Raw genomic sequence first — 18482 nt, 5'->3', positions numbered from 1 at the left:
ATCCCGACTAACTAATTTAATGTTTCTCTCCTTTAACCACCTTAAACAAATGTAAAACCTGTGGGAATAAGGCGTCCATGCTTTCTTCTGCACCATTTTTTGAGCCTGGGAAGGTAAGCACAAGCATTTTGCCGATAAAACCGGCTACGCCACGTGAAAGCATGGCATAAGGCATGCGTTCCTGTCCATAACGCCTGGCGGTTTCCATAATGCCTTCAATATTACGGTCGAGCAATGGCGCAATGGCCTCTGGGGTTACATCCCGGGGCGAAAGGCCTGTACCTCCCGTAAAAATAACCAGTTGATAGCCGCTTTTGCTTAGTTCGCTTGCTTTATCTCTGATCACATTTATTTCATCGGGAACAATTTCATATTTCGCTGTATTGATACCCCATTGTTCCAAACGCGAAATAATGGCTTTGCCGGAAGTATCCTGTGCTTTATTTTCGAAAACAGAATCAGAACATACCACAACGGCCGCTTTTATCTCAGGGAATTGGGCATTTTTAAGGTCAGATTTACCACCTGACTTTTTTATTAACCTGATGTTTTCTATTTCTACGCCTTTATCGATTGGTTTCAACATATCATACATGGTTAATGCAGTAACCGAAGCACCATGCATGGCTTCAACTTCTACACCGGTTTTATAAATGGTATGTACTTCAACAGTAATCATAATGGTTAAACCCACAATTTCGTAGGTAATGGCTGTATATTCTATCGGAAGTGGGTGGCAATCAGGAATTACATCGCTGGTTTTTTTAACACCGAATAATCCCGCGGCACGTGCAAATTCAAATACATCACCTTTAGGTATTTTGCGTTGCTCAATGGCATCGATGGTTTCCTGCTTCGATACCTTTACCGTAGCGGTGGCAATGGCGATGCGCAGCGTGTTGGATTTTTTGGTGATGTTTACCATATTATATATTTTCTTTCCACTGATGTGTTTCGTCTTCGAATATTTCTTTACCCCAGATCGGTAATTCAGCTTTTAAACGGTCTACCACTTCACTGCAAGCGGATATTGCAGGCTTGCGGTGTGCAGAGGAAGTAAAAACAAAAAGGCAGATTTCGCCAGTTTTTACCGTACCCAAACTATGGTAAATATGCATGCAGTTAAGCGGGTATTTTTCGAAAATGGCTTCCCTGATCTGGTGCATTTTTTCGAGCGAAAGCTCTTCGTAAGCAGTATATTCAATCGCAGCAACAAATTTACCGTCAATTTCATCTTTCCGCACCTGACCCATAAAAATGCTATGCCCACCGATGGCCGTTTTGCTGCTGTGCTTCGCAATGCTGTCGGCTATAAAAGCAGGCGTTATGGGACCGTTAACAAATATATTTTTAATCTTCTTTTCGCTCATGTTACGATCTTAAAAAATGATCTCTCCATTTTACAATACCACCTTTTAAACTGTAGATCTTTTTGGCATCGCCATATTTTTCTTGCAGGGCCTCTGCTGCGGCAACACTTCTAATGCCGTGCTGACAGATTAAAACCACGTGTTTTTGGTAAAATTCCTTATTCAGGAATGCACCAAACTCCGACATGGGTACCTGGGTGTAAATCTGCTTATCCAGTACCGGAACTTCGTGTTTTTCGCGGACATCGATTAAAATGGTAGATTCTGATTGTTGCAGTTTTACCAGTTCGCTGGCATCAATTTCTATATATCCCTGTGGTCCTTCGCTGGTATCCTGATAATTCATATTTAAAAATTCATCAACCGTTTTGGGTAATGTATAATCGCCCCCATGACTGATGTTGATGGTATATTGTTCTTGTGTAAGTAAATTATAATTTAATATTTTATTGGTGAGCGGCTGCCCGATTTTAGCAATCAGTTTAATGGTTTCTGCTGCCGCCATGGTTCCTATTATCCCGGGCAATACGCCAATAATGCCATTTTCAGCACAATTAGGGATTTCGCCTTTATCGGGCGGCACAGGGAAAAGATCGCGGTAATTGGTACTCGGTGTTAAATGATCGGGTGTATTAAATATAGCCAGCTGACCTTCAAAACCCGAAACTGCTGCAAATATAAGCGGTTTGTTAAGCAAGGCACAGGCATCATTAATCAGGTATCTTGACTCAAAATTGTCTGTACCATCCAATATGTAATCATATCTGGATACAATATCAAGGATATTGTTTTTCTGTAAACGGATGGGGTGACGGATGATTCCGATCTGGGTGTTCATTTCCTGCAACCGTTTAGCCGCAACCTCTACTTTCAATTTTCCGATATCGGCCGTGGTAAATAATATCTGCCTGTGCAGGTTGGATAGCGAAATGGTATCATCATCCACAATACCGATATGGCCTATGCCAGCAGCGGCCAGGTACTGCAGTGCAGGACAGCCCAGACCACCAGCACCAATTACCAATACTTTAGCTTTTAACAACTGTTGTTGTGCTTCCTCTCCAAATCCTTTCAGGATGATCTGTCTGTTATATCGCTCTGCACTCATATGATTTAACCGCCAGAAAATGGAGGCATAATGGCTATAGTAGCCTTGTTGATGATTTGGGTGTTCTCCTGAACTATGTTTTTGTTCAGGGCAAGTTTGTATTTCATGCTTTTTAAAGCAGGAAACTGATGTTCAAGATGTAGTTTAAAGTTATCGGTATCGGCAATCCCATCAAAATCAATTTTTTGATTGCTGATCAACTCGGAGATTTTGCCAAAACTGATGATTTCGATTTCCATGCTGCTAATTTACCTGTAAGATGGTGATTTTGCTCAATCCTTTTACAAATCTTCTTCCGGTAGCGAAATCGCTTGGCGTAATAATAGCAATATTTCCTTTCTCGGCCTTTGCAGGGTTGGTATCATAACTCGTTAGAACCAATATTTGATTTCCGGTTGGCGAATTAAAAATCTCATTCCATGAGTACACCACTTTATAATTATCGGTTGCCGTAAAAACAAGGTAAAATTCGCTCAATGTTTTTGGCGAAGCGGCATCAATTTCTACTTTGGCCAAAATATCTTTTAAAAGCACACCTTTAATGTTTTTAATGCTGCTTTTTCGCTGCATCAGGTGGTTAAAAATTGTCATACTATCCAAACTAACGGATTTATATGCACTTAAATTGTCTAAGGTTATGGTTAATGGTACTTTAACCTTTCCTTCGATGGTAAATTGTTTGCTTTCTTGCGCTTTCGCCGTAAAACCTAAAAATAACAGGGCAATGATGGTATATTTCATGTTATGCATGTGTAAATAATAATTTATAAGCGGCCAATGCCAATACGCAGGCCAAAACATTTTTTAAAACGGTTTGCGGGAATTTTAAGGCACCAAAATAAGCGCCACAGATGCCGCCAACAAATGCCGCACCCACGTAAGCAAGCATGTGGCTGTTAAATTCAAAGCCTTTGATCAGCTGTCCGCCTAAACCTGCCACTGAATTTACAAAGATAAAAGCCGCACTGATGGCTGCTGTTTGTTTCTGATCGGTCCATTTTAAGAGCAGGAGAACAGGCGAAAGGATTATGCCACCGCCAATGCCGATCATACCCGAGAGCAAGCCGATAATACCACCAATAGCTAATGATAAAAGAATGTTTGAGGGTTTGAAATCTTTTGGATCGGTGTTTTTGAAAAAGAAGAAACGGATTACCGGGATCAATAAAAGTACGCCCAAAATCTTTTTATAAATAGAACTTTCAATTGCCATCATACCGCCAACAAAAGAGAGTGGGATGGAAGCGAGTGCAAATGGCCAAAAGGTTTTCCATTTAAAATGGCCACCACGATAAAACTGGATAAAGGAAGTGGAAGAAACAAAAAGGTTGAGCAATAATGCTGTTGGTTTCATAATGGCAGGCGAAATGGCAAAAATGGCCATTAGTGCCAGGTAACCACTTGCACCACCATGCCCCACAGAGGCATATAAAAAGGCAACGATAAAAAGTAAACAGTAAAACAGGATAAAACTTTCTTGCATGGTTAATTTGGTAAAATCATTACAGTTAGGATGTCGCCTTTTTCGAAATGCGTTTGTGTTTCGTTAAGGCATATTAAACAATTGGCCTGTGCAAAAGAACTCAACCGGTAAGATTCCTGTGCGTTTAAAGGGGTAACTTTTCCATTTTCGTATTTTCCTTTCAAAAAATGTGTTAAGCCCGGTGGCTTGTTATAGGAATGGGTAAGTTCTGCCTGTACTTCGGTTACACTGTTATTTTTTTGAGATAATATTTTAATGGTTGGAAGTACATAATTGTAATAGCAGCTTAGCACAGATGAAGGGTTTCCAGGAAGTCCAAAAATTAGTTTTTCACCATGTGTTCCAAAAAACAACGGTTTACCTGGTTTCTGTTTTACCTTATGGAAAATCTGTTTAATGCCGCATTGAGCTGCTGCTTCGATTACGAAATCGTAATCGCCTACACTAACGCCGCCTGTAAGTAAAACTACATCGCTGTTTGTTATTGCTGTTTGCAATACTTTTTTAAGGATTTCGAGATCATCATCAGCTTCGTAAACATTGATCTGATCAATGCCTTCGTGTTTTAGCGCGGCAGAAAGTGAATAAGAATTAGATTCGTAAACCTGACCGAATGCCAAGGGCACGCCTGGTTTTTGCAATTCTTTTCCGGTTACAATAATCGATATTTTCGGCATAGGGTAAACTGTTACTTCGTTTACGCCAATCCCCGCAAGAAAGCCAATGGCGGCAGGACTAAGCAAACTGTCTTTTTCCATGGCTAAAGCCCCAGCCTTAATTTCCGAACCTTTATTGCGCACGTTTAAACCCAATTTTAAATTGGGATCCTGTAAGGTAATTTTATCACCTAATCGGGTTATTTTTTCCTGCATTATTACGGTATCGGCTCCGTTTGGTAATGGTGCACCTGTAAAAATCCTACCAGTTTCACCGTGTTGGATGGTGATGTTGGTTGCAGTTCCGGCGGCCATTTCGCCGGTTAAGTTGAGTTCTTTTTCATGATCTTCAAATTTTAAGGTATAACCATCCATAGAAGATTGACTAAAGGCAGGGATATCAAATTTGGCATAAATATCAGCTGCAAGTATATGGCCAGCTGCTTCTGCCAGATCAATACTGATTGGGTTTAAAGGACTAATATGTTGAGAAATGAGGTCTTTTGCTTCTTTTACGCTGATCATGAAAATTTTTTATCCTCCAATAGTAATCATACTTCTGTTTTGAATGGCTGCAGCGTCTATTTTTTCAAAATCGCTGGATAATTGTCCGCCTAAGGCCTGTTTTTTGCTCCAAATTGCCGATTGGATTAAAGGAAGCACGTCTTCGTTCTTCCTCAAAGCAGTAAGCAAATCGGTTTCGCTGTCAGAAAAAAGGCAGTTTTTTAGTTTTCCATCAGCGGTTAGTCGCATACGGTTGCAAGTACCACAAAAAGGGTGTGTCATGGTACTGATAATGGCAAAAGAACCTTCGTGACCAGGGATCATAAAATGTTTGGCTGTATCATTAGGTTCTCCCTTAACAGGCAATACCGAAAAATTCTTTTCAACAAGCGCTAGAATTTCGGCTAAAGAAAACATCTGGTTACTTGTCCACCTATTGCCGCTAAAGGGCATAAATTCAATAAAACGAACCTGAATAGGATTGTGTTTAGTCCAGTTAATAAAATCGTTGATTTCATTATCATTAAGGCCTTTCATCACCACCATGTTAATCTTTACCCTAATTTTATGCTGCAAAAGCAGTTCTATATTGCTACGCACCTGATGAAATACATCCCTTCTGGTAACCATAAAGAATTTTTCGGGCTGTAAGGTATCCAGGCTGATGTTGATGGTTTTAATACCTGCATCTTTTAGTACAGGCAGCATTTCGGCAATGCGGGTTCCATTGGTGGTGATTACCAATTCTACCGGAAGTTTGCCTAATGCAGCAATAATTTGGGCCGCATCCTTCCTTACCAAGGGCTCTCCGCCTGTAAGCCTGATTTTTTTTACGCCATTGGCCACAAAAATTTCCGCAAGTTTGATAATTTCGTCGGTTTGCATTAACCTGGAAGCGGGAGTGAAATCGTACTCTTCCTCCGGCATGCAATAAAAACAGCGAAAATTACAGTTATCGGTAAGCGATATCCGCAGGTAATCATGTACTCTTCCGAAAGAATCTGCTATCATTCCTGGCTGATTAAATTATTGTAATCGGTTTCTGTATCAATGTCAAATTCACCACCTTCAAAAACCACTGTTTCTACATCCTGTGGATGCTGTTTTAATATATTTTTGGCGCTCTCGGTCCCTTTTAGGGCTAAAAGTGCATCAAAATAATGTTTTCCGAACAAAACAGGGGTACCAATCGTTCCGGCATAAGCACTGGCAATGATATTTTTGCCGGTTTCCTGATGCTTTTCGATTAAGTTATTAAAGGTACTCATTTTTATAAAAACCTGATCAGCTACTGCAATAATGATAGTTTCTGTTTTGTCGTTTTTTTCGATCACAGCAGAAAGTCCTGCAGCAATGCCCGAAGCCATTCCGCTTTCCCAATTTTGGTTGATTACAAAATTGACCTGATTGTTTTGATGTTTTGCTAATATTTCGTCAGCATTTGCGCCTAAAACCAAAGTAAGCAGAAGGGGATTTGTTTTTAAAGCTTCATCTATCACAGTTTGAAGCAGCGTTTTACCTTTATAATTTAAAAGTTGCTTTGGTGTTCCCATGCGAGAAGAATTGCCTGCTGCCAAAATGATGATCGTAGTATCCATCTAATTATTGGTTAATCCATAAACATGGATCGGGTTCTTTTTATCCTTTAAAAAAACTGCTGAAGCACCTGTAAATACCGATTTTATCTCTGCCAGGATGGAAATGGCTATCTCTTCGGCTGTTTCTGCACCAATATCCAGGCCGATTGGTCCGTGTACGCGGTTTTCATTTTCAGGCGTGGCAAGGTTTAGTTCACCCAGCATTCTAAGGAGTTTTTTCTTTGGCCCCAGTGTGCCGATATATGGCGCTTTGGTACTTAATAAGTGTTTAAGCAGCTCGATATCATAATTGTAATTATGTGTCATCAATACAAAAGCGGTTTGCTCATCTGTATCGATTTGGTTTAATACATTTTCGGGTTTACTTACCAGGATTTTGGTCGCATTTGTAAAACGCTGTGCTGTGGCATGGGTAGGTCTGCCATCAATTATGGTTACTTCCCAGCCTAAAAGGTAGGCCATTTCGGCCAAAGGCTGTGCATCATTTCCAGCTCCTGCTATCATTAAAGAAACAGGAGGATGGATGAGTTCTATAAAAGCATCTATTTCCTGATCACCATAAGGATATACTTTAAAAGTTGTTGTTTTATCGGCAAAAACTTTTCCGGCATCTTTTTTTATAGCCTCTTCAATTTCCTTAGGTATTTTTGACAGGATAGTATCTTTTCTAAAAAGCATACTGGTTCCCGGCTGCTGTTTCCCATTTAAGGCAAAAAGTGTTACTAATATGGCATCTTCTCTTTTATATTGCAATGCTGTTAAGATAGCAATTGGGTTTAATTTATCTGTTTCGATAATGGGTTCGAAAAGGATATGTACAATGCCGTTACAACCCAACTGAACACCAAATTTGGCATCATCTTCGTCGGTAGTATCGTATGTAATGAGCCTGTTTTCCTGTTGTACAATTGCCGAAAGTGCTTTTCGTAAAGCATCACCCTCTAAACAGCCTCCGCTAATGGCGCCGGTTAACTGGCCATCTTCGGTAATCAGCATCCTGGCACCTGGTCTTCGGTAAGAAGAACCTTCTACTTTAACCACCGTTACTAAGGCAGTTTGCTTCTTTTCCTTTGTCGCTTTTTGATAGGCCCTAAGTATATCGGTAATTTCTTTCATTAAGGATGATGTAATAGCTGCAATTTAATGATAATCTATTACAAATGGTGAAAGAGAAAGATATAGCTTTGTTTGGGCAATAAAAATTTATATGCTGAAGGTGATCTTCATGCAGATATGCTTTATAATTTTTTTAAAATTAAATCAAAATGGCTCAGAATGAAAAATTTCGAGATTAATGCAACGTAAACCAATGCTGTTAAAGAGTTCGGTTATTTCTTTGGTCCAATCTCTCGGCGAGTCTACCCGGAGGATTTTATCGCTATCCCACAGATCGATGTTCCATTTGATTTCTTTGAAGCGGCTGTTCAGTAACGGACTGATTTCATTTAACTCGCTATCTGAGGATACATTTGTTTTGAAAACGGCTATCATAAAGAAGATTTTAGGTTTGTTGTAGGGGTAGACGTTTCAGTTTGAAAATTACTTTAAAATAAAATCATTTTTTTTAATTTATTTTAAATTTCACAACCGAGAACCAAAACACTGTTTTATGCGTAAGTGTAGAGGTATCACTTAAATCAAAACAAAATGTTAAATACAACCATTGCCGCCTTACTTGGAGGGCCTGAACTGATCCTTGTTGGAGTTGCTGTTTTATTATTGTTCGGCGGTAAAAAAATCCCTGAATTAATGAAAGGTCTTGGCAAGGGAATAAAAGAATTTAAAGCGGGGCAGGAAGAAGAGAAACCGGAAGTTCCGAAACAGGCTTAATAATTCAATCGCACCGATGGTTTGATCTGGAGGTTATTTATCTCCAGATCAGCTATAAACCCGAATAATAATCATAACCCTGCTCGGCCCAATAATCTTTTGGCCTGCTATTGCTAAAAGACATCATTCCGATCCGTTTTAAGTTTTTGATGCCATATTTTACAGGTATAATCAACCTTAAAGGTGCGCCATGTTCAGTACTGATGGCTTTACCGTTCATTTCATAAGCTAAGAGCGTTTGGGGATGGAGGATGCTTTCTCTTTCTAAACCCACATAATAGGCGCCATTTGGGGTTTCTAAACCCATATATTGTTTTTCTGCTTCGTTTTCGAGTTGAAAATGTGTTAGAAAATCACTCAATTTTACGCCAGCCCAATGTTGGATCTCGTCCCAACCTTCCACACACTTAAAATCGTACACAATTTCTGTTTTGGGTAAGGCTTTTATCTCTTCTATGGTAATGTACCTGTTTTTCTGGTTGTTAAGTTTAACCTGAAGTTTCCATGTGGCAATGTCGAAGTCTTCATCATCTTCGATACCGATCAAACTGTTTATCCTTGGTATTTTTGCGGCTTCCTCTTTTGGATAGGTTTTAACCAGGTGTTTATTGCTGAAAAAATTACGGAAAAAGAGTTCTGTTTTATTTAACGCCCTGCGTAAAGGGGCTCTCGCGCCTGCAGTAATACCCGCAGTTTCTTCAGGTGCATTTAAAAGCCATTTCCAGCCTACAAATGCACCGCTTCCAAGTGCTAAAAAAGTACCGAATGAAATAAAAGTACGCCTCTTGATTTTTTGATCAACGGTTAAAGGGATTTTAACCGTTTTTTTATGATTTGTTTTCATCTTTATCTTCAGTTTCAATCGTTAATTCCTGAACTTTCGGCTGAGCCTGATCTTCTATCACTTCGAATCCGGCAATTACCGCCCTAAAATTATTCCAGCCGGCCAGCGCAACCTGGACAATGTGGATCAGAAAGAAAAATACATAACCTATCGTTAACGCGAAATGGAGGATTCGTGCAAAATGATAACCACCACATAACCAGCAGATCCAGTAGAATTGAACGGGCTTGTAAATGGCTAATCCTGTAATCACTGAGCCTAAGCCCATAAAAATGATCGCACTATAGGCTATCCGCTGTGCCGCATTATATTTCTTTTGCGGGGGAACCGTTTTTCGGATATGAAGATCGTGCAGCAACACCAGCCAGGCTTCTTTAAACGAGTTTTTATTAGGCAAAAGTTCACGCCATGCGCCCGAAAAAACGGTATAAACAACATAGAGCAGTCCGTTGATGAAAAAGAACCACATAAACAGAAAATGAAAGGCCATCCCTTCGGCCAAACGCTGTGGAATATGGAAATAATCATAAAACCATTCGGGGAAAAATTTGATGAGCGTAAATCCGAAAATGGAAATGCCATAAGCATCGTTGGCCCAATAAATGAATAATCCGCTCCAGATCATAATGGCAAGTACAGGGAAATTTACCCAGTGTGTCCACCGCATTAAAAGCGAATGTTTTTCTTTGATTACTTTCATGGTGGGGCGGTTTACAACTGATAAACGCAAAGGCTTATCAGTTGGATTTATTGCTTAATTGGCTATTTAACAATGTATTTAGTTTTGATGCTGCGGTTATTTTACCCGTTTTGGCGTGCTGTAAAAAAGCGATCAGTTCTGAGGGGATTTCTCCGTTTGATTGATCTACCTGCACATTTACCGATCCATTGGTTTTGCCTTGCAGCTGGAAAGTGTCGAACTGCCGTACAACCTGAACATGGCTAAGTGTTCTGCCTTTGTTTTCACCTTTTAAAACTTTATTGCTCGCTTTTTGCGTTACCAACGCAACTGCAAGCACATAACCATTGGTTTGCTGATTGGTATTATAATTTAAAATAAGGTTGTGCCTGTCGGTTTTCCCTAACGAGATTTCTAAATGATCTGTTGATGGTTTTGTAAGCATTGTATTGATCCTGTTCCGCAAAATTTTTTCATCCGAACCGATAAATTCCATACTTCCGTTTACCACTGCCTGAGGAGTATATACCGTTTTGAGGTTGAGCCAATTGGCGTATTCATTCTGTCGGGCAGAAAATTTTGCATTGCTAAAGCTGTCTTTCCAACCCAGTCTGTCCCAATAATCTACATGGAAAGCAAGCAGATAAACAGGTTTTTTTGGGGTTTCCTTTTCAATCTCGGCCAGTAATGCATCGGCCGGTGGACAGCTTGAGCAGCCTTCAGAAGTAAAAAGTTCTACAACTGCAAAACCAGTATCAGTGGATTTTGGTGTAGTGCTAAGGTCTGCGGTAAAAGCAACGCTAATAACGCTTATCGACAACAGAGGCAATGCTATTTTTCTGATCATGGTCATCAATTTTAAGTTTAGTCGTTTCTGATTTACAATCCTTACAGAAAAAATAAAATAATTGTAAGGATGTAGTACCGCATGCGACTAAAAGATTAAGCATTATATTTATACAAGATAATCTAAAAAGATGCAAAACGATACTGGCCGGGATATAACGGCCGAAAAACTTCATTCAGATCCACTAAGCTGGGTTGAAAAATATGCTGATTACCTGTACGGGTTTGCCATGTCGAGGCTGCGGGATGAAGAAGTAGCCAAAGATCTGGTACAGGATACTTTTTTGGCTGGTTTGCAACAAGCAGAGCGTTTTAAGGGAAACAGTAACGAGAAAACCTGGCTCACCGCCATTTTAAAAAATAAGATTGCTGATTTTTACCGGAAACGTTCTTCAGGTGGCTTAAAAGAGCTAAAGGAAAAGGATGCTGTGCAGGAACAGCAGGATTTTTTTGATGCAGACACTGGCCATTGGAATGAAAAATACCGTCCGCAGGCGTTTGGATTAGAGGTAGATAATCCTTTGCTGGTGAAAGAACTGGGGGCAATACTGAATGAATGTTTAAGCAAGCTCCCCGGATTGTGGCTTTCGGTGTTTTCGATGAAACACCTGGACGATCTTGCCTCAGAACTGATTTGTGCCGAACTTAAACTTACGTCGGCTAATTTTTGGGTAATTATGCACCGCACGAAACTTAACCTGAGGGCCTGCCTTCAAAAAAACTGGAACTGATATGAAAAGCGCACTGAAAAACATCATTTATAATTGCAAACAGGCTACTTTTCTGATCGAAAAAAAGCTTGCAGGAAAAATTACCGCTGCCGAAACCCTGCAATTGCATATCCATTTGGCCGGTTGCTCCGTTTGTAAAATCTATCAGCAACAAAGTATATTGATTAACCAGGTGTTTGTGGGGTTTAATAACGAGGATTTTAAACTCGACGAAGCCTTTAAAAAAACAATGAAAGAAAATATTGAAAAAGAAATAAATAAAAATTGATTTTAATTGTAAGGTTTTAATTTTTGCTTCGACTAAGGACTAAATAAAACACAAAACAACATGAAAAATCAAATCTTAAAATCAGCAGGAAAATTGTTTATGGCTACTTTAGTTGTGGCTAGTCTTTCGTTACCAACATTTGCTTCAGCAAACAGTCCGCTTCAGGAAAAAATGTCTAAAATGAAACAAGAAAAAATGGACAAAAAGAAAATGGATAAAATGGAAAAAAGTAAAATGGACAAAATGAAAACCGATTCGATGAAAAAAGCCAAAATGGAGAAATCTAAAATGGCTAAAGATAAAATGTCGAAAAGTAAAATGTAAAAACAGCTTTAGGGAGGTTAAAGCCTCCCTAAATTTAATCACCTAATATGAAAAAAATTATACTATTTCTAAGCTTAATTGTTGCTGTTTCGTTACAGGTAAAAGCTCAAAAAGGATTAAAAGAAGGAGATAAGGCCCCGATATTTACCGGGATCGATCAAAACGGCAAAACGGTGAGCCTGAAAAGTGCACTTAAAACGCACCGTTTTGTTGTACTGTTTTTTTACCGCGGGCAGTGGTGTCCGTATTGCAACAAACACATCAAAGAACTTCAGGATTCTTTAAACCTGCTTACTGCAAAAGATGCTTATGTAATCGGCATCACGCCCGAAACAAAAGAAAATATTGATAAGACCATTAAAAAGACAAAAGCAGGCTTTTCGATTGTGCAGGATAAAGACGACGAAATTATGAAAGCTTATGGAGTGAATTTTATGATGGATGAGGCCACTTTTACCAAATATAAGGGTTATGGTATCGATTTGGAAGCTAACAATGGCAATAATCGCCATATACTACCTGTACCAGCAACCTATATCATTGATCGATCGGGTAAGATCAAGTATGTACATTTCGACCCAAATTATCAAAAAAGGGCTTCGGTACAGCTTCTGCTTTCGAAACTTTAAGAAACTTATTGATTAGTTTAAAAACACCTGGTTATTTTAATGTAGCCGGGTGTTTTTTGTTGGAATATTTTTCGGTATTTACATTTTCGTTTAAGAGCGGGAATTTATACAAATCTTAAACGCAATTCTTGCCAAATAAAATTTTGAACGCTACTGTATCTTTTTTATGATTTGGAAATGGATGGCTTGTGGTTCTTGGCAGCTTTGGTCCCGCTTTTCGCTTTATCCCGATAGAAAAAATCGGGATGTTCGCTACAATCGGGTTTAGGAATAAGGGTTTGTGCCCCTGCAACCGTTAAAATGAAATGTTGTAATAACCATTTAGCCCCGGGTGAAACGTTATCCCGAAGTTTCGGGACAGCAACGAGGCATCCCGAACTTTCGGGAAAGCGTAAAGCGTAACACAGGAATCAACTGATTTGCTTGCACAGGTATTGCGCTTCAAAAAACTATTTGGTTTGTTTTTCAATTAGTTGGTGGACCATCTTTTAGGGGAAAGAACTTATATAATAATTTTATTGCATCTTTTTTTAAGATTTGGAAATGAAAGGGCAGTTGTTCTTGGCTGTCGGCAGCCCTGCTTTTGGTACAAGTTCCGATGAAGGATCGGAAGCTTTCCCCGACAATCAGGTTTATGAACTGCGTTTGGCACCTTGCAAACCCCAAAATGAAATGCTGGTTTAGCCATTTAGCCCCGGGTGAAGCGTTATCCAGAACTTTCGGGAAAGCGTAAAAGCGTAACACGGGAATCAATTTATTTACCTGCGTTCCCCAATCTGTTGCCGCCACATGGAATAATAAAGACCTTTCTTCTCGAGCAGTTCGTGATGGCTTCCCGTCTCGGATACCTTTCCCTTTTCGAGCACATAGATTTTATCAGCATGCATAATGGTTGATAAACGGTGGGCAATCAGGATGGTCATCTGCTCCCTTCTATCAGAGATTTCGCGGATGGTTGCCGATATTTCTTCTTCAGTAAGCGAATCGAGCGCGGAAGTGGCTTCATCAAAAATCAATAACCTTGGTTTTCTTAATAATGCCCTGGCGATCGAGATCCGTTGTTTTTCTCCTCCAGATAATTTCATGCCATTTTCTCCCAATACGGTATCGATTCCCAGAGCAGCTTTGGCAATAAGTGCTGTGGCTGATGCTTTGCGCAGTGCTTCCACAATATCCGCTTCACTTGCGGTAGGGTTTACAAAACGCATATTATCCCTGATCGATCCTGCATAAAGTTGCGTATCCTGCGTAACAAAACCAATTTGTCGGCGTAAAGGATTGTACCTGATTCGTTTAGAGCTGGTTTCGTTGAACAAAATTTCGCCATCAACAGGAAGGTAAAGGCCCACCAGAAGTTTCACTAAAGTAGATTTACCTGAACCCGAAGGACCAACAAATGCAACCGTTTCTCCATTTTGGATTTCGAAAGAGATATCATCAATGGCATTATAACCGGCTGTTTTATGTCTGAAAATCACATTTTTAAATTCCAATCGGTTCAGTGCATCAAGTTCTACCGCGTTTTCTGGACGCGTTTCAATCGGTTTTTGCATCAGATTATCGAAAGTTTTAAGTGATGCATCTGCCTCCCGATATAAAATAATCATATTGCCCAGATCTTGCAAAGGCGTAAAAATGGCGGTTGAGATAAACTGCATGGCAATCAGTTCTCCTGTGCTTAATATTTTCCTAAAAATCAACCAGAGTAGGATGAACAATACCGATTGCTTTAATAAATTGAGCAAATTGCCCTGCAGAAAAGATAACATGCTTACTTTTCTTGCTTTTAACATTTCGAGATCGAAAATTTTCAGCGTCTGTACATTTAACCTTCTTATTTCGGCGAAAGTTAAGCCCAAACTTTTTACCAGTTCGATGTTGCGCAAACTTTCTGTAATTACGCCCGCCTGTTTATCGGCCTGTCGGTTGATAGACCGCTGAATGGCTTTGATTTTTTTAGAAAGTAAGCCTGTTAATGAGCCTAGAACCAAAACACCGATAAAAAATACAGGTACCAAAAGCCAGTTTTTGTTCAAACTGTACCACAATAAAAAGCCGATACCCACAAGGGATGAAAAAAGAATATTGATAAAGGCATTGATAAAACGTTCTGCATCGGTTTTTACTTTTTGAAGCACCGATAAGGTTGTTCCGCTGCGGCTTTCTTCAAATTCCTGGAAAGAGAGGCGTAGGGTTTGTTTTAATCCATCGTTAAAAATATTCATACCAAAACGGGCTACGGCTTTACGCGTAGTAAATTCCTGTACCGAACGGCAAAGCCTTGCTACCAGCGCAATGGCAAGCGCGATAAGCAACCAATATAAAACTTCTCTAATCAGTTGTTTTTCACTTAAATGGTGTTTATTGGTGGAATAATTATCGATAATCTTACCAAAAATGATCGGATCAAGCAGACTTAAAAGCTGTGCTACTGCAGCCAATAAGAGTGAGAGGATAATGAGTTTTTGATGTGGTTTGAGGTATTTTAACAATATTTTCATTTCAGCAGGATCACAGGTAAGGTTGGCCATTAATAAACGTGAAGGGCCAATAATAGTTTCGATAAGATTGTTTTGTGTTACCTTTTTTCTTGATAATAAATTAAGTTTGTAAGAATACCCGAACTGATGCTTTTCCATTTTAAAGATAAATTTCCACAGTTAAACCCTTACTGGGACAAGTATCTTGAATTTCAGGAGCGGATTGAAGTTCCTGCGAAAACCATTTTACTGGAAGAGGGTAAAATATCCCGGCATTATTATTTTGTTGAAAAAGGATGTGTCCGCGCTTCACTGAATAAACAGGGCGATGATAAAACCGTACAGTTTTTCTTCGAAAAGGAAGGGCTTACTTCACTGGAAAGTTTTTTAAAGAACACCCCCAGTCTTTTTACCATCGAAACGATAGAACCTTCTGTTATCTATCTCTTACATAAAACCAAAGTAAATGCCTTAATGGCTGAGCTGCGTGAGGTGCCCGGATTTTTGGATGTGATTTTAAACATTCTGGCCGAAAGGCAGATGCATTACATGAACGAGTTTGTTTCCTTTATCAGAGATACGCCAGAAGAGCGTTATCAAAAACTTTTGGCAGAAAGGCCACACATTGTTCAGCGCGTTCCACAACATTATATTGCTTCCTATTTGGGCATAACCCGGGTACACCTCAGCAGGATAAAAAGCGCCCTGCTCAAAAAAAGTAATCGGTAACAAATGTTATCGTATGGTACTACTGCCAAATCTAACTTTGTATCAACAAAATACAAAAAAGATGAAAGCAGCAGTAATGTATCAAAAAGGGGAATTGCCCCAATATGTAGATTTTGAAGAACCAGTAGTACAAAACGACCAGGAGGTGCTTGTGAGCGTAAAAGCCGTCGCAATAAAACATTTTGATAAAGGCACAGCAGCAGGTACGCATTATTCAAGCGATGCACCAAAAGCAACAAGCCGGGTAATTGGCGGTGATGGCGTGTGTTTACTCGAAGATGGAACGAGGGTTTACGGTATGGGAGTAAGTGGAATGCTTGCCGAAAAAGCAACCATAGATAAGAACAGAATAGTGAAATTGCCAGAAGGATTAAGTGATGCAACAGCAGCGGGATTGGCCAATGCGGTAATCGGTTCGGCCATGGCATTGAAATTTAAAGCGGTAATACAGCCTGGAGATGTGGTGTTGATTAATGGTGCAACTGGCTTTACCGGAATTGTAGCGGTGCAAATTGCGAAACATTATGGTGCCTCAAAGGTAATTGCAACTGGTAGAAATGTACAATCGCTCCAAAATTTGTTAACACTTGGTGCAGACAAGATTATTCCGATTACCGGAGATGATGTGCAATTTTTAGACAGCGTGAAACAAAGCCAACAGGAAAAACCAATAGATGTGATGATCGATTACCTATGGGGTCGTACAGCAGAGGTGTTATTATCCAGTTTAATGGGACAGGGCTCGTTTACCAATAAAGTCAGGTTCGTTTCTGTAGGCAGTATGGCTGGTGATCTGATCCAGTTATCAGCGGCCAATTTGAGAAGTGTAGATCTTCAGCTTACCGGTTCAGGGTTGGGCAGTTGGAGCAAACAACAGGTGGGGCAGCTATTCTCTGAAATATTACCAGAAATGTTTCAGCTTGCGGCAGATGGTAAATTGAAAGTAGAAACCATAGCGGTAAAACTTATGGATATTGCCAGTCTTTGGAATCTTGAAGTTGCTGATGGCAAACGGTTAGTGGTAATCGTTTAGAGGCAAAGTGATATACAATGACCATGGATTTTTAAGAATGTAACAAGCCTAGCAGGGTCGTCATTGCGAAGCCAATTTTTCATTGGATGAAGCAATCTTTATATCAAAGCGCTCAAGCATTAAAGATTGCTTCCTTTTTAGCTTATTTCCCCGTAAAATCATCCATTAATTTCATCGTAATCAACGCATCTTCGCCACTACATGGATTTGGTCCTCTATCCAAAAAGTAATCAACTACTTTTTTAATCATAGGCTGTTGCACATGTTGCAAAGGTTCGAATACAAATTCTTTCGATTCATCACTGGTAACCTTGATTTTATTGCCGAACATAGGAAAAGTAATATTGCCTTTTGAACCATATATTACACAGTTATCCGCCTGATCTTCCGTAGCAACTGAGAAACACCATGTGCCACTAAAAACAACTCCATTTTCAAAAAGGATATTGCCCGCAACCAGGTCATCAACTTCGGTATCCTCTTGTTGTTTGGTGGCAATTCCAGAAGCATTTTTAACCGGGCCAAAGTAATAGGTCATTAAATCTAATTGGTGTGGTGCCAAATCATGGAACAAACCACCACCAGAAATGGCAGGGTTGATGCGCCAGTTATCATCTGTTTTGGCAATCAATACCGGGTTTGGTGGCTGGAGCATTTTTAACCGTACTAACCGGATATCGCCGATCGTATTTTCAGCCAGCAATTCCTTAACTTTTAAGAACATGGGTTGAGCGCGGCGGTAATGGGCCACGCAAAGTTTTACATTGAGCTGGTTCGCAGCTTCGGTCATACGCTCTGCTGAAGCAGCATCCAAAGTCATCGGTTTTTCTACATACACCGGTTTACCAGCTTTTAAAGCTTCAATGGTATAAGCTTCATGTTGTAGGGGAGGTGTAGCGATATAAATGGCGTTTACTTTCGGATCGTTAATCAGTTGAGCAGCATCATCATACCATTTTGTTACCCCATGCCTTTTTGCATAATCTTCAGCTTTGGCAGCATCACGGCGCATTACAGCGACAAGTTTAGAGTTGGCTACTTTATTAAACGCTGGTCCGCTTTTTACCTCCGTAACATCGCCACAGCCGATAATACCCCATCTGATTTCTTCCATTATACTATTGAATTTAAAAGCCTGAATTTAGAAAATATTGACTGAAAGCCGCTATAAAAAAAGAAAAGGGACTCAATTGAGATTGATCCCTTATCAACTAACCAAACAAATGAATTCCGGAAACCACGCCGGAATTAGGATATAAACGCAAGTACAGCTACATTGTTTTGGAAGGAGTTAAATTATATCAAATATTTTATGGAGCCAGTTAAAATGCGGTTAGAAATTACAACAGGCTTTTTTTAGATTTGTGGAC

Annotated in this window: 23 protein-coding genes; 7 read left to right on the top strand and 16 right to left on the bottom strand. The window is 39.8% G+C overall.

What is annotated here, in order from left to right:
- Positions 1 to 16 precede the first annotated feature (16 nt).
- From moaCB to U859_RS0107600, 11 genes are all read right to left on the bottom strand, one after another.
- Positions 17 to 925 (bottom strand): bifunctional molybdenum cofactor biosynthesis protein MoaC/MoaB, encoded by a 909-nt coding sequence (moaCB, locus tag U859_RS0107650; RefSeq protein ID WP_025142818.1) that lies wholly within the window; start codon positions 923 to 925, stop codon positions 17 to 19.
- 1 nt (position 926) lies between these two features.
- On the bottom strand, positions 927 to 1370 hold the full coding sequence (locus tag U859_RS0107645) for a molybdenum cofactor biosynthesis protein MoaE (RefSeq protein ID WP_025142817.1): 444 nt from the start codon (positions 1368 to 1370) through the stop codon (positions 927 to 929).
- Between the two features lies 1 nt (position 1371).
- Positions 1372 to 2478, bottom strand: coding sequence for a ThiF family adenylyltransferase (locus U859_RS0107640; RefSeq protein WP_025142816.1), 1107 nt, complete (start codon positions 2476 to 2478; stop codon positions 1372 to 1374).
- 5 nt (positions 2479 to 2483) lie between these two features.
- On the bottom strand, positions 2484 to 2717 hold the full coding sequence (locus U859_RS0107635) for a MoaD/ThiS family protein (RefSeq protein WP_025142815.1): 234 nt from the start codon (positions 2715 to 2717) through the stop codon (positions 2484 to 2486).
- 4 nt (positions 2718 to 2721) lie between these two features.
- Complete coding sequence (locus U859_RS0107630; RefSeq protein WP_025142814.1) at positions 2722 to 3219, bottom strand: molybdopterin-binding protein; 498 nt, start codon at positions 3217 to 3219, stop codon at positions 2722 to 2724.
- A gap of 1 nt (position 3220) precedes the next feature.
- Positions 3221 to 3961, bottom strand: a complete 741-nt coding sequence (locus U859_RS0107625) for a sulfite exporter TauE/SafE family protein (protein WP_025142813.1) — start codon at positions 3959 to 3961, stop codon at positions 3221 to 3223.
- A 2-nt stretch (positions 3962 to 3963) separates the two neighbouring features.
- The gene (gene glp, locus U859_RS0107620; protein WP_025142812.1) at positions 3964 to 5142 is read right to left on the bottom strand and encodes a gephyrin-like molybdotransferase Glp; all 1179 of its coding nucleotides are present in this window, start codon (positions 5140 to 5142) and stop codon (positions 3964 to 3966) included.
- 9 nt (positions 5143 to 5151) lie between these two features.
- Positions 5152 to 6132: a GTP 3',8-cyclase MoaA gene (gene moaA / locus U859_RS0107615; protein WP_025142811.1), complete on the bottom strand. Its 981-nt coding sequence runs from the start codon at positions 6130 to 6132 to the stop codon at positions 5152 to 5154.
- Positions 6129 to 6719, bottom strand: a complete 591-nt coding sequence (locus tag U859_RS0107610; RefSeq protein ID WP_025142810.1) for an NTP transferase domain-containing protein — start codon at positions 6717 to 6719, stop codon at positions 6129 to 6131. The genes moaA and U859_RS0107610 overlap by 4 nt, the downstream gene beginning before the upstream one ends.
- Entirely contained in the window at positions 6720 to 7835 is a 1116-nt protein-coding gene (locus tag U859_RS0107605) for an XdhC family protein (RefSeq protein WP_025142809.1), read from the bottom strand. It lies immediately after the preceding gene.
- Positions 7836 to 7979: 144 nt separating this feature from the next.
- Positions 7980 to 8210: a hypothetical protein gene (locus U859_RS0107600; protein ID WP_025142808.1), complete on the bottom strand. Its 231-nt coding sequence runs from the start codon at positions 8208 to 8210 to the stop codon at positions 7980 to 7982.
- Positions 8211 to 8366: 156 nt separating this feature from the next.
- On the opposite strand from U859_RS0107600, the gene U859_RS0107595 reads away from it, so the two are divergent.
- Positions 8367 to 8549: a twin-arginine translocase TatA/TatE family subunit gene (locus tag U859_RS0107595; RefSeq protein ID WP_025142807.1), complete on the top strand. Its 183-nt coding sequence runs from the start codon at positions 8367 to 8369 to the stop codon at positions 8547 to 8549.
- 52 nt (positions 8550 to 8601) lie between these two features.
- On the opposite strand, the gene U859_RS0107590 is transcribed toward U859_RS0107595, so the two are convergent.
- From U859_RS0107590 to U859_RS0107580, 3 genes are read right to left on the bottom strand one after another with little or no spacing between them, the layout of a single operon-like run.
- Positions 8602 to 9393 carry a molybdopterin-dependent oxidoreductase gene (locus U859_RS0107590; protein ID WP_025142806.1) on the bottom strand — a complete coding sequence of 264 codons (792 nt, stop codon included), beginning with the start codon at positions 9391 to 9393 and terminating at the stop codon, positions 8602 to 8604.
- Complete coding sequence (locus tag U859_RS0107585) at positions 9377 to 10093, bottom strand: cytochrome b/b6 domain-containing protein (protein ID WP_025142805.1); 717 nt, start codon at positions 10091 to 10093, stop codon at positions 9377 to 9379. The genes U859_RS0107590 and U859_RS0107585 overlap by 17 nt, the downstream gene beginning before the upstream one ends.
- Before the next feature lie 37 nt (positions 10094 to 10130).
- A complete protein-coding gene (locus U859_RS0107580; RefSeq protein WP_205314378.1) occupies positions 10131 to 10919 on the bottom strand; it encodes a DUF1223 domain-containing protein in 789 nt (262 codons plus the stop codon).
- A 130-nt stretch (positions 10920 to 11049) separates the two neighbouring features.
- Here U859_RS0107580 and U859_RS0107575 point away from each other — a divergent pair, with 130 nt between their 5' ends.
- The 4 genes from U859_RS0107575 to U859_RS0107560 are packed head-to-tail and all read left to right on the top strand — an operon-like array spanning position 11050 to position 12870.
- Positions 11050 to 11649: a sigma-70 family RNA polymerase sigma factor gene (locus U859_RS0107575; RefSeq protein ID WP_025142803.1), complete on the top strand. Its 600-nt coding sequence runs from the start codon at positions 11050 to 11052 to the stop codon at positions 11647 to 11649.
- Position 11650: 1 nt separating this feature from the next.
- On the top strand, positions 11651 to 11917 hold the full coding sequence (locus U859_RS0107570) for a zf-HC2 domain-containing protein (protein WP_025142802.1): 267 nt from the start codon (positions 11651 to 11653) through the stop codon (positions 11915 to 11917).
- A 60-nt stretch (positions 11918 to 11977) separates the two neighbouring features.
- The gene (locus U859_RS0107565) at positions 11978 to 12241 is read left to right on the top strand and encodes a hypothetical protein (protein ID WP_025142801.1); all 264 of its coding nucleotides are present in this window, start codon (positions 11978 to 11980) and stop codon (positions 12239 to 12241) included.
- A 47-nt stretch (positions 12242 to 12288) separates the two neighbouring features.
- Positions 12289 to 12870, top strand: a complete 582-nt coding sequence (locus U859_RS0107560; protein WP_029985557.1) for a peroxiredoxin-like family protein — start codon at positions 12289 to 12291, stop codon at positions 12868 to 12870.
- Positions 12871 to 13628: 758 nt separating this feature from the next.
- Here U859_RS0107560 and U859_RS0107550 read toward each other — a convergent pair.
- Positions 13629 to 15509, bottom strand: a complete 1881-nt coding sequence (locus tag U859_RS0107550; RefSeq protein ID WP_316931560.1) for an ABC transporter ATP-binding protein — start codon at positions 15507 to 15509, stop codon at positions 13629 to 13631.
- Between U859_RS0107550 and U859_RS0107545 the strand changes: the two genes are divergently transcribed.
- Both U859_RS0107545 and U859_RS0107540 read left to right on the top strand, forming a co-directional pair.
- A complete protein-coding gene (locus tag U859_RS0107545) occupies positions 15498 to 16079 on the top strand; it encodes a Crp/Fnr family transcriptional regulator (RefSeq protein WP_025142799.1) in 582 nt (193 codons plus the stop codon). The two genes, U859_RS0107550 and U859_RS0107545, sit on opposite strands and share 12 nt — an antisense overlap.
- Positions 16080 to 16140: 61 nt before the next feature.
- Complete coding sequence (locus tag U859_RS0107540) at positions 16141 to 17112, top strand: zinc-binding alcohol dehydrogenase family protein (protein WP_025142798.1); 972 nt, start codon at positions 16141 to 16143, stop codon at positions 17110 to 17112.
- Between the two features lie 142 nt (positions 17113 to 17254).
- Here U859_RS0107540 and U859_RS0107535 read toward each other — a convergent pair whose 3' ends face one another.
- On the bottom strand, positions 17255 to 18226 hold the full coding sequence (locus U859_RS0107535; RefSeq protein WP_025142797.1) for a Gfo/Idh/MocA family protein: 972 nt from the start codon (positions 18224 to 18226) through the stop codon (positions 17255 to 17257).
- Positions 18227 to 18482: the final 256 nt, after the last annotated feature.

The organism is Pedobacter jeongneungensis, from assembly GCF_000633455.1.
Classification (GTDB): Bacteria; Bacteroidota; Bacteroidia; order Sphingobacteriales; family Sphingobacteriaceae; genus Pedobacter; species Pedobacter jeongneungensis_A.
The sequence above is the reverse complement of the archived record's forward strand: the minus strand, read 5'-3'. Positions and strand labels throughout refer to the sequence as shown.

Excerpts from the sequence above, each read along its gene's own strand:
- U859_RS0107630 (WP_025142814.1), bottom strand. The coding sequence starts at position 3,219 with ATGAAATATACCATCATTGCCCTGTTATTTTTAGGTTTTACGGCGAAA.
- U859_RS0107545 (WP_025142799.1), top strand. The coding sequence starts at position 15,498 with ATGCTTTTCCATTTTAAAGATAAATTTCCACAGTTAAACCCTTACTGG.
- U859_RS0107565 (WP_025142801.1), top strand. The coding sequence starts at position 11,978 with ATGAAAAATCAAATCTTAAAATCAGCAGGAAAATTGTTTATGGCTACT.
- U859_RS0107625 (WP_025142813.1), bottom strand. The coding sequence starts at position 3,961 with ATGCAAGAAAGTTTTATCCTGTTTTACTGTTTACTTTTTATCGTTGCC.
- U859_RS0107570 (WP_025142802.1), top strand. The coding sequence starts at position 11,651 with ATGAAAAGCGCACTGAAAAACATCATTTATAATTGCAAACAGGCTACT.
- U859_RS0107550 (WP_316931560.1), bottom strand. The coding sequence starts at position 15,509 with ATGGAAAAGCATCAGTTCGGGTATTCTTACAAACTTAATTTATTATCA.
- U859_RS0107560 (WP_029985557.1), top strand. The coding sequence starts at position 12,289 with ATGAAAAAAATTATACTATTTCTAAGCTTAATTGTTGCTGTTTCGTTA.
- U859_RS0107605 (WP_025142809.1), bottom strand. The coding sequence starts at position 7,835 with ATGAAAGAAATTACCGATATACTTAGGGCCTATCAAAAAGCGACAAAG.
- U859_RS0107645 (WP_025142817.1), bottom strand. The coding sequence starts at position 1,370 with ATGAGCGAAAAGAAGATTAAAAATATATTTGTTAACGGTCCCATAACG.
- U859_RS0107595 (WP_025142807.1), top strand. The coding sequence starts at position 8,367 with ATGTTAAATACAACCATTGCCGCCTTACTTGGAGGGCCTGAACTGATC.
- U859_RS0107610 (WP_025142810.1), bottom strand. The coding sequence starts at position 6,719 with ATGGATACTACGATCATCATTTTGGCAGCAGGCAATTCTTCTCGCATG.
- moaA (WP_025142811.1), bottom strand. The coding sequence starts at position 6,132 with ATGATAGCAGATTCTTTCGGAAGAGTACATGATTACCTGCGGATATCG.
- U859_RS0107640 (WP_025142816.1), bottom strand. The coding sequence starts at position 2,478 with ATGAGTGCAGAGCGATATAACAGACAGATCATCCTGAAAGGATTTGGA.
- U859_RS0107575 (WP_025142803.1), top strand. The coding sequence starts at position 11,050 with ATGCAAAACGATACTGGCCGGGATATAACGGCCGAAAAACTTCATTCA.
- U859_RS0107635 (WP_025142815.1), bottom strand. The coding sequence starts at position 2,717 with ATGGAAATCGAAATCATCAGTTTTGGCAAAATCTCCGAGTTGATCAGC.
- glp (WP_025142812.1), bottom strand. The coding sequence starts at position 5,142 with ATGATCAGCGTAAAAGAAGCAAAAGACCTCATTTCTCAACATATTAGT.
- U859_RS0107535 (WP_025142797.1), bottom strand. The coding sequence starts at position 18,226 with ATGGAAGAAATCAGATGGGGTATTATCGGCTGTGGCGATGTTACGGAG.
- U859_RS0107585 (WP_025142805.1), bottom strand. The coding sequence starts at position 10,093 with ATGAAAGTAATCAAAGAAAAACATTCGCTTTTAATGCGGTGGACACAC.
- U859_RS0107590 (WP_025142806.1), bottom strand. The coding sequence starts at position 9,393 with ATGAAAACAAATCATAAAAAAACGGTTAAAATCCCTTTAACCGTTGAT.
- moaCB (WP_025142818.1), bottom strand. The coding sequence starts at position 925 with ATGGTAAACATCACCAAAAAATCCAACACGCTGCGCATCGCCATTGCC.
- U859_RS0107580 (WP_205314378.1), bottom strand. The coding sequence starts at position 10,919 with ATGATCAGAAAAATAGCATTGCCTCTGTTGTCGATAAGCGTTATTAGC.
- U859_RS0107600 (WP_025142808.1), bottom strand. The coding sequence starts at position 8,210 with ATGATAGCCGTTTTCAAAACAAATGTATCCTCAGATAGCGAGTTAAAT.
- U859_RS0107540 (WP_025142798.1), top strand. The coding sequence starts at position 16,141 with ATGAAAGCAGCAGTAATGTATCAAAAAGGGGAATTGCCCCAATATGTA.